The following is a 13,580-nucleotide window of genomic DNA, read 5'->3' as shown; positions in this document are numbered from 1 at the left end:
TTGACTTGCACTGCACTGTCTACGCCGCCAACAAAACAGCAACACACGCTTTTTTACCGAGGTTTTCGATGTTCAGAGCCCTGATTGCTGCCGTTCTTTTGTGTTTCTCTGTCACGCAGGCCCACGCCCAAGATCGTTTTTGGGTGCAGATCGAGGCACATCCAACCTTAAGCGAAGCGACTGAACGTGCCCGCGTTTATGCCCGTCGTTTTGATGACGTGCAGGGGTATTATCTGGGGCGCGGTTTTTATGGTATCGTTCTGGGGCCTTACACTGAAACCGTTGCAAGGCAAGAATTGCGCGAACTGCTGCGCGACCGGCAGATTCCTTCAGACAGCTATTTGCAGAATGGTCGCCGTTTTGAGCAGCAATTTTGGCCAATTGGTGGCGGGACAGCCACCCCGCGCAACGCGCCAGAGATCGACAACACCCCAGTGCCAGAGCTGAGCGCATTGCCACAAGCACCCTTAACTGCCCCGTTTGAGACATTACGCGAGGCCCGGGCCTCTGAGGCGGCTTTGCTGCGAACCGAACGAGAAGAGTTGCAAAAAGCGCTGCAATGGGCCGGTTTTTATGATGCGGCGATCGATGGCGCGTTTGGGCGCGGCACACGGCGCGCGATGGAAGCGTGGCAAGTGGCCTATGCACAAGATCCTACAGGAGTTTTAACAGCGCGCCAGCGTGAACAGCTTTTGCTGCAATTCAACGCTGTTTTGATTGACTTAGATATGCAGATGGTGCGCGATGCTGACGCCGGTATTCAAATGCAAATTCCCACCGCAGCGGTCGCGTTTTCCGGATACCAACCGCCCTTTGCAAAGTTTGACGGTCAGGGTTCTGTTCCAGACGCGCAAGTCCTGATGATGTCCCAACCGGGCGATGCCGGACGTCTGACCGGCCTTTTTGAAGTGCTGCAAGTGCTTGATCTGATGCCACCCGAAGGCCCGCGCCAGTTGCGCGGCAACAGTTTTTTTATCGAAGGCGCTGATGATGAACGCCACTCTTTTGCTACTGCGTCTTTGCAGGATGGCGAAATCAAAGGGTTTGTTCTTGTTTGGCCGGCAGGCGACAATCGGCGGCGCGCCCGTATTCTGGACGTGATGCAATCCAGCTTTGAACGTCTGGACGGCACGCTTGACCCCAATCTGATCCCACCAAGTGATGATCAGGCGATTGATATGGTTGCGGGGCTGGCTGTGCGGCAACCCAAGCTGTCCCGCTCTGGCTTTTATGTTACTGGCGACGGCATTGTTGTGACCACGCCAGAGGCGGTTGACGGCTGTAGCCGTATCACATTTGATCGTGCAACCAATGCAGAGGTCATCGAAACGAACCTTGATCTGGGTGTGGCCATATTGCGCCCTATTTCGCCGCTGACACCCATCGACGTGGCAACCTTTCAATCAGACACTCCGCGTTTGAAAGACCGCGTTGCAGTCGCGGGTTATCCGTTCAACGGTGTGCTGACGTCCCCGACGCTGACCTTCGGCACGCTGGAGGATATTCGCGATCTGCAAGGTGATGACCGTCTGAAACGTCTTTCGCTGCTTGCCCAAGCCAGCAATGCTGGTGGCCCTGTTCTGGACGCCAGTGGCGCGGTCCTTGGCATGCTGTTGCCCCAACAAGGCGCATCAAACCAAGCGCTGCCGGGCGATGTGCAATTCTCGCTTGATGCGGCACAGATTGCGTCTTTGTTGCAAGAACAAGGCATCGTCGCGGCACAAACGAGTGCAGGCCCCGCAATTTCGCAGGTGGCGCTGTCACGCAAAGCCGCTGACGTCGCAGTCTTGGTTAGCTGTTGGTAAGCGCGATATCGGATTTGATGCGAATGACGGTCGGGCCTTTGGTCTGCAAGGCCGTCTGAATGGCTGACTTGAACTGGTCCAGATCGGTGGGCTCAGCAGCGGCAGCCCCATAAGCCTCGGCCAATTTCAGGAAATCCGGATTGCGTTGAATGACAGCATTCGGCGCGATCTGGGCGCGGACCATGCTGTCCTCAATCTCGCCCAGTTTGCCGTTGTCCCAGATGATGATGGGCAAAGTCAGTTCCATCTCAACCGCCACGGCAAGTTCCTGCACGGTGTATTGGAAACCATAATCACCAAGGATGGCGATGACAGGTTGGTCACCCACCCCGATTTTGCCGCCAATGGCCGCGGGCAGCGCATAACCCAAGGTGCCAAAGCCGTAAGGATGATGCCAATGACCGGGGCGGTCCATCGGGTAGACCTCTTTCGCGGCATAGGCGAATTGGGTCATGTCGGAGTAGAACATGGTGTTCGCAGGCGCGGCTTCTTTCAGGGCATCGGCGACAGGCAAAATACCGGGGCGTTCTGTATTGATTTCCATATGCCAGCGCGCACGCGCCTCGGCCACTTCTTTCGTAGTCCAGGTTGTTTGCTTTTCGTCAGGAATAGCGGTCAAGCTTTCTGTCAGATGCGCGCTGGCATCGGCCAGTATCCGGGTTTCTGGACGATGCCGGTCTGATAGGGTTTCGTGATCAAGATCGATGCGGACCATTGGCGCTTTGTGCCCGAGATGATCGCGCCAAAGATCAACCTCACTCAACCTCGTGCCAACTGCGACGACCAAGTCAGCGGACGCAATCACATCAGCGCTGCCTGCCCGCGCGAGGGTCGCACCGAAGTGCAACGGACTGTCGTCGGGAATGATCCCGCGCCCTGCATAGGTTGTGAAGGATGCCGCATTCATCCGCAAAAAATGCGGCAGCCAGCGGGACACATTGCGCGATGCGCCACCACCGAAGATGAACAAGGGCCGCTTTGCTGCATTCAGTTGCTCTGTCAATGTGGTGCAGTGCAAGGGCGCAGGTTCTGGGCATACCGGCCAATCAACCGGGCGTGATGCGGCTGCGTCTGCGCGTGCTTCCAACTGCGCAATGGGTACTTGGATATGCTTTGGCGATGGGACGCCTGTTTCCATCTGCATCAAGGCCCGATCAATCAACTGATAACTTGCCTCAGCCGTTCGCGCCGTCACCGACCAGTCACAAACAGCCGCCGCTGCCCCTTCCTGATCCTTCATCTGGTGCAACTGTCCGCGCTTGGCCTCTGTCTCGTCCAATACCGACGATATCACCAGCATCGGCACGCTGTCCGAATAGGCCTGCCCCATCGGTGTCATGATATTGCACAGCCCCGGCCCCGAAATCACGTAAGCCACCCCCGGTTTCCCCGTCGCGCGGGCATAGCCGTCGGCCATAAACCCGGCCCCCTGTTCGTGGCGCGCCAGCACATGGATGATCCCGGCCTCTTCGATACCACGATACATCTCTTGGTTATGCACGCCGGGGATGCCGAAAATCACATCCACCCCGCGATCTTTCAGCATGTGCGAGATTTGGGCACCAAGGGGTCGGGTCGTCATCGTCAGTTTCTCCAGAATTTGACCGATAGGATCGTCAGGACCACCATGATTTCCAAACGGCCCACGAACATCGCAATCGCCAAGATCCATTTGGCCGTATCGTTGATATTGGCGTAATTCCCAGCAGGCCCAATTTCCAGGCCCAGACCCGGACCAATATTTGCAATAGCAGCCGCGGCACCGGAAACAGAGGTGATAAAATCCAGCCCCGTCAGACCAAGTAAAACCGCAGTGACACCCAACGACAGAATAAACGCGACCAGAAACGCAATGACCGAGTTCAGGACATCCTCACTGATCGGTCGCCCGTCATAGCGCGGGGTAAACACGCCATGGGGCGAATGGATTTGCCTGATCTGGCTTTTGATAGCGGCAAAGACCAATTGGTAACGAAAAACCTTGACCGAGCAGGATGTCGACCCCGCACAGCCCCCAATCAAGCCGATCAGAAAAAACAGGACAACCGGAAACGTGCCCCATGCCATGTAGTTTGCATTTGCATATCCGGTGCCGGTCATAATTGACGTGACATTAAAAAGTGCTTCACGAAACCCATATTCGGTCATGGCCCCGCCACGCCCCCAAAGCCAAGAGGTCATCAGCAAAACACAAAAGGTCACGATCATTAAGAACGCTTTGATTTGGCCATCCTTGAATAGCGGCTGTGCAGTGCCCGCCATCAACTGCACGAAGCGCACGAACGGCAATGCAGCAAGGATCATGAATACGACCGCAACATAATGCACCCCTGCCCCAAAGGCCGCAAATGACGCGTCGTAATTGGCCATACCACCAGTAGACACAGTGGTCATGGCATGCACGATTGCATCAAACCCCCCCATCCCCGTTGCGGAATAGGCGACAATGCAAGCAATAGTCAGGCCCACATAGATGAAGGAAATACTGGTCGCGATTTCACCTGCACGAGGCAGGATTTTGCCACTGGTATCAAACCCTTCCGAGCGGAAAATCTGCATGCCACCGACACGCAGCTCGGGCAAAAACACCATGGCCACAACAATAATACCGACGCCACCCAACCACTGTAGCACACCGCGCCACAGCTTTAGACCGTCTGGCAGCTCCTCCAGACCGTCAATGGCCGTCGCACCTGTTGTGGTCAGGCCTGACATCGCCTCAAAAAATGCGTCAGTGAAATTGGCTTCGGTGGCGCCCAAAACAAAGGGGATGGCGCCAAAGACCGGCAAGGTAAGCCACACCAACGAGGTCAGCAAGAATGTTTGCCGCAGCGACAGCCCCTTCGTCACCCCGTTTGACGATGCCAATGCAATCAAACCGCCGGTGACAATAGTGATCACGGCGCTTTCAAAGAAAACAAACCAATGGTCATTGCCCGCAAGCAAATCAGCCGCCAACGGGCCGAGCATGGTAATCCCAAGCGACGCCACAAGCAGACCGATCACATATCCCACTGGGCGTAAATCTATCATGGTGTCAGCGTTGTCTTGACCATCCGCCAGTGTCAAGAACAGCGCGTCCAGAATTGGACCGAACTGTCGCTTGAAAGCCCGTGTCGCTGAATTAGCTCAACCCTTATGTTTGAACCTACCTATACCGCCGGCCTTGAACGGCTCGCCGCCTTTGTCCCGCATGCTGGGCGCGACTATGCCAGCAAGCGCAACTATGACAATCTGGCGCATGTATCTGCCCTGTCGCCCTATATTCGCCACCGGATCATCACCGAAGAGGATGTGCTGAAAGCCACCCTTGCCCGCCACAGCCCGCAAACGGCAGAGAAGTTTATCCAAGAGGTTTATTGGCGGACCTATTGGAAAGGCTGGTTGGAAATGCGGCCCAGTGTCTGGGCGATGTATAGGTCAGACTTGCAGGCCGCGCTGAACCGGGTCCAGACCGAAAGCGGTTTGCGACAAGAATGGGAGGCGGCTTGCAAAGGTGACACCGGCATTGACTGCTTTGACCATTGGGCCAAGCAACTGGCCGACACTGGCTATCTGCATAATCATGCCCGCATGTGGTTTGCGTCAATCTGGATTTTCACGCTGCGCCTGCCATGGACCTTGGGGGCTGATTTTTTCATGCGGCATTTGCTGGATGGCGATGCTGCGTCAAACACGCTGTCATGGCGCTGGGTCGGTGGGCTTCAGACCATCGGCAAAACCTATCTGGCCCGGCCGGACAACATTACAAAATACACCGAAGGGCGGTTCCATCCAACGGGTTTGGCCACATTTGCTGCCCCGCTGGACGGTGCCCCACACCCTGCGCGCGGGCCTTTGCCTATCACTGACACGATTGACCCAAACCTGCGGACGGGTCTGTTGATCACCGAAGATGATCTGTCGCCCGGCTGGCTGCTTGATCAGGTAAAGCCCAGCGCCACCGCGATTGTCCAAACCACCCCAGCGCGCAGCCCACTGGCCGTCAGCGATCCAGTTTCGGGTTTTGTGACAAGCGCGCTGTCAGATTGTGCCGCCCGCTTTGAAGAACAGTTAGGGCCAATGACAGAATGCGCGCCCGACGCCTTGAACACATGGATGCAATCGCATGATCTAGAGCAGGTTGTTACATCGTATCTGCCGGCCGGTCCGACACGCGATGCGTTGCAAGGCGCGCCGCTTGCACAAATCATCCGCCCCTACGATATGTCCGCTTGGCCGCATGCGACTCACGGGTTCTTTCGGTTCAAGGACAAGATACCGAAACTGCTGGGACAGGTGCAAAACCACGCGGTATAGGCCCGGAACGTTATCCGGTTTTGCGCAAACCACGCGCGGCCCAGTTGCGGCATGCTTCGCCGAAACCTTCGAACAAGGGGCGCGATACAGGGTCCGCTTCGGCGTTCCATTCAGGGTGCCATTGGACTGACAGGGTGAAACCTGGCGCATCTTTCACATAAATCGCCTCTGGCGTGCCATCAGGCGCGTGGCCGTCAATAACAATCCGTGGACCGGGTTGTTTGATGCCTTGCCCATGCAGCGTGTTGGTCATCACTTTATCACTGCCAAACAGGCGGTGAAATGGGCCGCCTTCGGTCAGTGTCACTTCGTGGCGCAATTCAAATTTTTCTTCCAACGTCCCATCTGGGGGCATGCGGTGGTTATCACGCCCCGGCAAATCGCGAATTTCGGGGTAAAGCGTGCCACCCATCGCGACATTCATTTCCTGAAACCCAAGGCAGACACCCATCACCGGCTGCCCACGGGCCACACAGGCACGGATCAACGGCAAGGTTATACGGTCGCGATTACGTTCGAACGTGCCGTGCGCTTCGGTTTCTTCTTCGCCGTATTCTTCGGGATGCACATTGGGACGACCGCCGGGGAAGAAAAAACCATCGCAGTGGGTCATCAGTTCTTCAACCCGATGCACGTCCGGGTCCGAGGGAATGATCAATGGCGCAACATCAGAAACATTGGAAAGCGCATTTACGTTCATCGCGCCAGCACCTTGCACCAGGTATTCCTCGTTGATCAGATGAGAATTTGAAATAATGCCAACAACAGGGCGTGCCATCAGTGATCCTTTTTACGGTTTCACCTTACCTAGCGCCCAAAATGGATGTTTTAAAGGCAGTGTGGCGCGCAACCGTGCCAACCAAGGCGCACATGCCCGTTTTTGACCGGCATATGCGCTTTTTCGTCAGGATTCGCCCGTCAAACCAGCGGCCTCGATCCCGGCTATGGCTGCAATCACATCATTTTCGGATGTATCGCCTGTCACACCAACCGCCCCGATCACATTGCCGCGCTTGTCATGAACCAAGACGCCACCCGGCACAGGGACAACCTGACCACCGTAGACGCCGTTAACAGCCGCCATAAAATAGGCTTGGCTTTCGGCTCGCGCCATCTGCGCTGTACCGGCCATGCCCAGCATGATTGACCCATAGGCCTTGCCATGTGCAATGGCAAAGCGGCCCGGTGCGGCGCCGTCTGATCGCTCAAACGCCTTCACGTGCCCGCCGGCATCCAAAATCACCACTGACAGGGGCTTGAACCCCATCTCATCGCCTTTCGCCAATGTCTTGCGAATAATCGTGCGGGCTTTGTTTGCTGAGATTTCAGCCATGCGTGTCTCTCCCTTCGGACGTTAGTGATTGCGCTGCGCTTTCAACTCCAACCGGCGCTGATGCAAGACAGGTTCTGTATACCCAGACGGTTGAATGCGGCCCTTGAACACCAGATCGCAGGCTGCCTGAAATGCGATGCCGGTGAAATCAGGTGCCATAGGGCGATAGGATGGATCATGCGCGTTTTGTGCGTCCACAACAGCGGCCATTTTGCGCATGGCGTCCATCACCTGTTCTTCGCTGACGACTTCATGGTGCAGCCAATTGGCCAGCGCTTGGCTGGAAATCCGGCAGGTGGCGCGGTCTTCCATCAGGCCGACATCGTTGATGTCCGGCACCTTTGAACAGCCAACACCTTGGTCAATCCAGCGCACCACGTAGCCAAGAATACCCTGGGCGTTGTTTTCGACCTCTTTGATCTTTTGCGCATCCGTCCAGCGCTGATATTGGGCCAGTGGAATATCCAAGATTGATGACACATAGGCGCGCCGCCCGCCTTTAAGCAGCTTGGCCTGCACCGCCATCACATCAACCTTGTGGTAATGCAGCGCATGCAACGTTGCCGCTGTCGGGCTGGGCACCCAAGCGCAATTTGCACCTGACTGCGGGTGGCCGATTTTCTGTTCCAGCATCGCTGCCATCATGTCCGGCATCGCCCACATGCCCTTGCCGATCTGGGCTTTGCCGGAAAAACCACACTCAAGCCCGATGTCTACGTTCTGATCCTCGTAAGCGCCAATCCACTGCTTGCGCTTGATGAAATCCTTACGGCTGAATGGTCCTGCCTCCATTGAGGTGTGGATTTCATCACCTGTCCGGTCCAGAAACCCGGTATTGATAAAGGCCACCCGCGATTTTGCCGCGCGGATACATTCCTTAAGGTTCACGGTCGTGCGCCGCTCTTCATCCATAATACCGATTTTGACAGTGTTGCGAGGCAAACCCAGCGCATCCTCGACCATGGCGAAGATATCGCTTGTCAGGGCGACCTCATCAGGGCCATGCATCTTTGGTTTGACCACATAAATTGACCTAAGCGCGGAATTGCCACCATCACGTTTAAGATCATGCATGGCGATCAGCACTGTGATCATCGCGTCCATCAGCCCCTCGAACACCTCATCACCGTTGGCATCAAGGATCGCCGGGTTCGTCATCAAATGACCCACGTTGCGGATCCACAACAGCGCACGGCCCTTCAACGTCAGATCACTGCCGTCGGGTGCAACATAAGTGATATCGTCGGCCAAACGACGGGTCACTGTTTGCCCGCCCTTTTGAAACGCGGACGTCAGGTTGCCCTGCATCAGGCCCAACCAGTTTTCGTAGGCTGCGACCTTGTCCTCAGCATCCACGCAGGCGACACTGTCTTCGCAATCCATGATAGCCGATACAGCACTTTCAAGACGCACATCCGCCAGCAACGCCTGATCACGGCTGCCGATGGGATGCGCACGATCAAAGACCAATTCCACATGCAATCCGTTGTTGCGCAGAAGGACCGCATCGGGTGCTTTGGGATTGCCACGGTAGCCCGCGAATTTTTCTGGTTGGCGCAAAGGCTGATCATCAATAAGCAGCGCACCATCATGGACGTAGTAGCGGGACACATCCGCATGGCTGGTTCCTTCGATCGGAAACGCCTCGTCAAGGAATACCCGCGCACGTGCCACAACACGCGATCCGTGACCACGATCATAGCCGCCCTTTGGCGGCAGTTCGCCCATCGCATCGGTGCCATAGAAGGCATCGTAAAGGCTGCCCCAACGTGCGTTTGCCGCATTCAGCGCAAAACGCGCATTGGTGATCGGCACAACCAACTGCGGGCCAGGGACCGTCGCGATTTCGGGGTCAACGTTTGTCGTGTCGATGGTAAAATCGTCGCTTTCAGGCACAAGATAGCCAATCTCGCGCAGAAACGCCTCGTAGGCTGTCCGGTCCAGCGCCTGACCGCGGCGTTCCACATGCCACGCGTCTATCATCGACTGCATCTCTTCACGTGTGGCAAGGGCCGCGCGATTGCGGGGGGTTATCTGGGTGACAAGATCGGCAAAGCCGGTCCAGAACGTATCGCTGTCAATCCCGGTCCCATCCAAGGCCCGGGTATCAATGAAATCTGCAAGTTCTTTTGCGACCTTCAAACCTTGCTTTTCAATGCGATCTGTCATGACACACCCTTTCCTGAATTTCTGCATACCGCGGCACACGATTGCCGCGCTCGCAAACGAGGTAGTGCGAAAATTTCCGATAGGCAACTCGGCTCTGCCGGATTTGTTGTGCTTTGGTTCGTCGGCTATGCGTTGCGCTGCGATTTACAGCGGTCCGAGCAATAACGCACTTCATCCCAGACTTTGGCCCACTTCTTGCGCCATGTGAAAGGACGGCCACAGGTGGCACAGGTCTTTTGAGGCAGATCAGCTTTGCGACGCATCTTGGGCATACGTCCTTAAATGTAGCGGAGACAGCGTTTTTCAAAAACTTTATAAGATTTCAGCACCCGGTCGAATGATAGTGGCACATCGCCAAAGCGCGTCTTACCTTATCTATAACCAACCAAGGATCGCCTTATGAAAGACGCAGCCCCGCAAACGATTTACCTGTCCGACTACACACCGCCTGCCTATCTGGTCGACGAGGTGCACCTGACGTTCAAATTGGGGGCCACGGATACGCGCGTGATATCGCGCATCACGTTTCGGCCAAACCCGGATGCAAAGGACACAGATTTTTTTCTGCATGGCGATGATCTGAAACTGATCAATGCCGCCATTGATGGGCAAACGGTCCGACCGGACATCAGCAGCGATGGTCTGCGATGCGCTGTTCCCAACGCCCCGTTCGTCTTTGAAGCCGAGGTTGGGATTAGCCCCGCAACCAATACCGCCCTAGAAGGTCTTTATATGTCGAACGGCATGTATTGCACCCAATGCGAGGCCGAAGGGTTTCGCAAGATCACCTTCTACCCCGACCGCCCCGATGTGATGGCTGTGTTTACAGTGCGGATCGAAGCGGACCTGCCTGTCTTGTTGTCAAACGGTAACCCCACTGCGTCAGGTGTTGGTTGGGCGGAATGGCATGACCCATGGCCCAAACCCGCCTATCTTTTTGCGTTGGTTGCCGGCGATCTGGTTGCCCATTCCGATACATTTATCACCCAAACCGGTCGCCATGTTGACCTGAATATCTGGGTTCGCCCCGGCAGGGATGAGGCAAAATGCGCCTTCGGTATGGAGGCGCTGAAAAAGTCCATGACATGGGACGAAAAGGTTTATGGCCGCGTATACGACCTTGATCTTTTTAACATCGTGGCCGTTGACGACTTTAACGCAGGTGCGATGGAAAATAAGGGGCTCAATATCTTTAATGCCTCTGCGGTGCTTGCGTCGCCAGAAACCGCCACTGATGCGGATTTTGAACGGATCGAAGCGATCATCGCCCATGAATACTTCCACAATTGGACCGGCAACCGGATCACGTGCCGCGATTGGTTTCAGCTATGCCTGAAAGAGGGGCTGACCGTTTTTCGTGACCAGCAATTCACCGGCGATATGCGCAGCCATGCCGTCAAACGCATTGATGATGCAATGGTCCTGCGGGCCTATCAATTCCGCGAAGACAGTGGCCCCCTGGCGCATCCCGTAAGACCCGAAAGCTTTGTCGAGATCAACAATTTCTATACCGCGACGGTCTATGAAAAGGGGGCCGAAGTCATTGGAATGCTCAAGCTTTTGGTAGGTGATGACGCTTACGCCAAAGCGCTCGACCTCTATTTTACACGACACGATGGTGATGCCGCCACGATTGAAGACTGGCTGCAGGTGTTTGAGGACACGACCGGGCGGGACCTGTCGCAATTCAAAAGATGGTATTCGCAAGCGGGCACACCGCGCCTGACGTCAAGTGACACCTACGCGGATGGCATCTATCAATTGCACCTGCGGCAAGAGACCCCGGCGACACCCGGTCAGACCCAAAAAGAACCGCTTGTCATCCCTGTTGCTGTGGGCCTGTTGCATGAAAATGGCACGGAAGTTCTGCCAACAACCGTGCTAGAGATGACAAAGGCAGAACAAACCTTCACCTTTGATGGCCTGTCTAGCAAACCCGTACCGTCGATCTTGCGCAACTTTTCGGCCCCCGTGATCGTATCTCATGAAACGACAAACGCGCAGCGTGCCTTTTTACTGGCGCATGACACGGATCCGTTCAACCGATGGGATGCAGGCCGCACATTAGCGCAAGATTTACTGGTCCGCATGGTGCGTGACGACGCGACGCCTGACGCCGCCTTCTTGGATGGGATCGCGGCGGTGTTGCGGGATGATACGCTCGACCCGGCATTCCGTGCGCTGGTGTTGCGCTTGCCGAGCGAGGAAGACACAGCGCAGACGCTGTTTGACGCAAGCCACACGCCCGATCCCACGGTGATCAATCAGGCGCATGAGACGCTGAAACTGCATATCGCACAACATCTGCAAGATACCCTGCCGCGCGTTTATGCAGATATGATCATCACCGGTCCTTATACATCGGATGCAGGCCCTGCGGGACAACGCGCTTTGGGGAACGCAGTGCTGGCACTGATCAGCAAACTGGACGCAGGCAAACAGGCGTCGCAACAGTTTGCGGGTGCCGACAATATGACCCAGCAATTGGGCGCATTGCGCGCATTACTTCAAATTTCAAAGGGTGCGGACGAACTGGCAGCGTTTGAAGCGCAATGGCAGCATGACAGGCTGGTCATGGACAAATGGTTTGCCTTGCAGGTCAGCCTTGCTGCGCCACAGGCGGCTGCAACGACTGCGGCCCGTCTGACCAAACACCCCGCCTTTGACATCAAAAACCCCAATCGGTTCCGGGCTGTTTTTGGCGGTTTAAAGGCAAATACGGCAGGTTTTCATCATCCGCCTTATGCCGCTTACGATCTGCTGGCTGATTGGCTGATCAAACTGGATCCGCTGAACCCGCAAACCACGGCCCGGATGACGACCGCATTTGATACCTGGAAACGCTATGATGCTGATCGCCAGACAAAAATGCGGGCCGCCCTTACCCGTATTGCGAAAACGCCCGGGCTTTCGCGAGACACGGAAGAGATCGTGACCCGCATTTTGGGCTAATCCTTGCCTAAGAATTATGCGTTTTTTGCAAGCTTTTGCCGCCAGAAGGCCGTGACCGTTTTGTCGTGGAACCGTTACACAAGACTGCGCATTCATTGCGCATGGAACATCGCATTGACCCGCTGATCGCTGAACGCGCGCCGTGGCTTTACAGTGATCGGCCCGGAACCCAACTGGCCAAAAGGTGCCTGCATCGCCTGTTGGGATATGACACCACTGTGGATATTGCCAAGGCGCTGAAAGATGCGCCTTCGGACCTGATCATGCAGGCAATGTCGTTGCGGTTGGCAAAGATGGTGCAGGCCAATGGGTTGGGGCATATCCCGGCACATGGTTCCGCGCTTATCGTGGCGAACCATCCAACGGGGATCGCTGACGGCATCATCCTGAACGGGCTGATCAGTGCAGCGCGACCCGATGCATATTTCTTCGCCAATCGCGATATCCTACGGATTTTTCCGCAGATGCAGACCATGATCGCCCCGGTCGAGTGGCGCAAAAACCAGCGCAGCCTTGCCAAAGCGCGCGAGACAATGATGTATGTGCGCAAGGCAACTGACACCGGTCGCCTTGGTGTGATCTTTCCTTCGGGCCGTTTGGCCAAACGCCGGGGTCTGCGACTTTATGAACGCCCTTGGATGGCCTCTGCTGCGATGCTGGCACGCAAGTTCGATCTGCCGGTCATCCCGGTCAATATTCAGGCGCGAAATTCGGCTCTGTTTTATCTGTTCGATCTGATCCATCCAACATTGCGCGATATCACCCTGTTTCATGAAACGCTGAATAAGGCGCGACAACCTTTCAAAGTTACGGTTGGAGAGCCGATTTCAGCCGCCTCGATCCCAACCAAACCTGAGGACGGGATCGCCATGCTTCGCAAAGCGACGCTGGCTTTGGGTGGGAAAGACGCGCCGACCGTGAACCTTGTTGCCACCTCGCGGGCGTTTGCGCGGCCAGCGATTGGTGAATAGGACAATCATGTTCTCTTGAAGCTGACGGTCCCTTCTTTTAAACGAAGGCCA

At 55.9% G+C, this 13,580-nt stretch carries 10 protein-coding genes; 4 read left to right on the top strand and 6 right to left on the bottom strand.

What is annotated here, in order from left to right; all coding sequences use genetic code 11:
* Positions 1-68: 68 nt before the first annotated feature.
* Entirely contained in the window at positions 69-1,805 is a 1,737-nt protein-coding gene (locus tag RCCS2_RS11075) for a serine protease (RefSeq protein WP_008234201.1), read from the top strand.
* Here the strand turns inward: RCCS2_RS11075 and RCCS2_RS11070 are convergent.
* Positions 1,792-3,351 (bottom strand): 5-guanidino-2-oxopentanoate decarboxylase, encoded by a 1,560-nt coding sequence (locus tag RCCS2_RS11070; protein WP_008234199.1) that lies wholly within the window; start codon positions 3,349-3,351, stop codon positions 1,792-1,794. The genes RCCS2_RS11075 and RCCS2_RS11070 overlap by 14 nt on opposite strands.
* A 38-nt stretch (positions 3,352-3,389) precedes the next feature.
* Positions 3,390-4,838: a TrkH family potassium uptake protein gene (locus RCCS2_RS11065; RefSeq protein WP_037294055.1), complete on the bottom strand. Its 1,449-nt coding sequence runs from the start codon at positions 4,836-4,838 to the stop codon at positions 3,390-3,392.
* A gap of 105 nt (positions 4,839-4,943) precedes the next feature.
* Here RCCS2_RS11065 and RCCS2_RS11060 point away from each other — a divergent pair, with 105 nt between their 5' ends.
* Positions 4,944-6,104, top strand: coding sequence for an FAD-binding domain-containing protein (locus tag RCCS2_RS11060; RefSeq protein ID WP_008234195.1), 1,161 nt, complete (start codon positions 4,944-4,946; stop codon positions 6,102-6,104).
* Between the two features lie 10 nt (positions 6,105-6,114).
* On the opposite strand, the gene RCCS2_RS11055 is transcribed toward RCCS2_RS11060, so the two are convergent.
* From RCCS2_RS11055 to RCCS2_RS18165, 4 genes are all read right to left on the bottom strand, one after another.
* A complete protein-coding gene (locus RCCS2_RS11055; protein WP_008234193.1) occupies positions 6,115-6,882 on the bottom strand; it encodes a gamma-glutamyl-gamma-aminobutyrate hydrolase family protein in 768 nt (255 codons plus the stop codon).
* Positions 6,883-7,008: 126 nt separating this feature from the next.
* Positions 7,009-7,437 (bottom strand): GlcG/HbpS family heme-binding protein, encoded by a 429-nt coding sequence (locus RCCS2_RS11050; RefSeq protein WP_008234191.1) that lies wholly within the window; start codon positions 7,435-7,437, stop codon positions 7,009-7,011.
* A gap of 21 nt (positions 7,438-7,458) precedes the next feature.
* Complete coding sequence (locus RCCS2_RS11045; RefSeq protein WP_037293878.1) at positions 7,459-9,606, bottom strand: malate synthase G; 2,148 nt, start codon at positions 9,604-9,606, stop codon at positions 7,459-7,461.
* Positions 9,607-9,731: 125 nt separating this feature from the next.
* Positions 9,732-9,878, bottom strand: a complete 147-nt coding sequence (locus RCCS2_RS18165; protein ID WP_008234187.1) for a DUF2256 domain-containing protein — start codon at positions 9,876-9,878, stop codon at positions 9,732-9,734.
* A gap of 127 nt (positions 9,879-10,005) precedes the next feature.
* Here RCCS2_RS18165 and pepN point away from each other — a divergent pair, with 127 nt between their 5' ends.
* Positions 10,006-12,558 carry an aminopeptidase N gene (gene pepN, locus RCCS2_RS11040; RefSeq protein WP_008234184.1) on the top strand — a complete coding sequence of 851 codons (2,553 nt, stop codon included), beginning with the start codon at positions 10,006-10,008 and terminating at the stop codon, positions 12,556-12,558.
* A gap of 101 nt (positions 12,559-12,659) precedes the next feature.
* Positions 12,660-13,529 carry a 1-acyl-sn-glycerol-3-phosphate acyltransferase gene (locus tag RCCS2_RS11035; RefSeq protein ID WP_037294054.1) on the top strand — a complete coding sequence of 290 codons (870 nt, stop codon included), beginning with the start codon at positions 12,660-12,662 and terminating at the stop codon, positions 13,527-13,529.
* Positions 13,530-13,580: the final 51 nt, after the last annotated feature.

The organism is Roseobacter sp. CCS2 (assembly GCF_000169435.1).
Lineage (GTDB): Bacteria > Pseudomonadota > Alphaproteobacteria > Rhodobacterales > Rhodobacteraceae > Yoonia.
Note: the sequence above shows the minus strand (reverse complement) of the source record. Positions and strands in the feature narration are given on the sequence as shown.

Coding starts and splice junctions, on each gene's coding strand:
- RCCS2_RS11075 (WP_008234201.1), top strand. CDS start 69: ATGTTCAGAGCCCTGATTGCTGCCGTTCTTTTGTGTTTCTCTGTCACG.
- RCCS2_RS11070 (WP_008234199.1), bottom strand. CDS start 3,351: ATGCTGAAAGATCGCGGGGTGGATGTGATTTTCGGCATCCCCGGCGTG.
- RCCS2_RS11065 (WP_037294055.1), bottom strand. CDS start 4,838: ATGATAGATTTACGCCCAGTGGGATATGTGATCGGTCTGCTTGTGGCG.
- RCCS2_RS11060 (WP_008234195.1), top strand. CDS start 4,944: ATGTTTGAACCTACCTATACCGCCGGCCTTGAACGGCTCGCCGCCTTT.
- RCCS2_RS11055 (WP_008234193.1), bottom strand. CDS start 6,882: ATGGCACGCCCTGTTGTTGGCATTATTTCAAATTCTCATCTGATCAAC.
- RCCS2_RS11050 (WP_008234191.1), bottom strand. CDS start 7,437: ATGGCTGAAATCTCAGCAAACAAAGCCCGCACGATTATTCGCAAGACA.
- RCCS2_RS11045 (WP_037293878.1), bottom strand. CDS start 9,606: ATGACAGATCGCATTGAAAAGCAAGGTTTGAAGGTCGCAAAAGAACTT.
- RCCS2_RS18165 (WP_008234187.1), bottom strand. CDS start 9,878: ATGCCCAAGATGCGTCGCAAAGCTGATCTGCCTCAAAAGACCTGTGCC.
- pepN (WP_008234184.1), top strand. CDS start 10,006: ATGAAAGACGCAGCCCCGCAAACGATTTACCTGTCCGACTACACACCG.
- RCCS2_RS11035 (WP_037294054.1), top strand. CDS start 12,660: ATGGAACATCGCATTGACCCGCTGATCGCTGAACGCGCGCCGTGGCTT.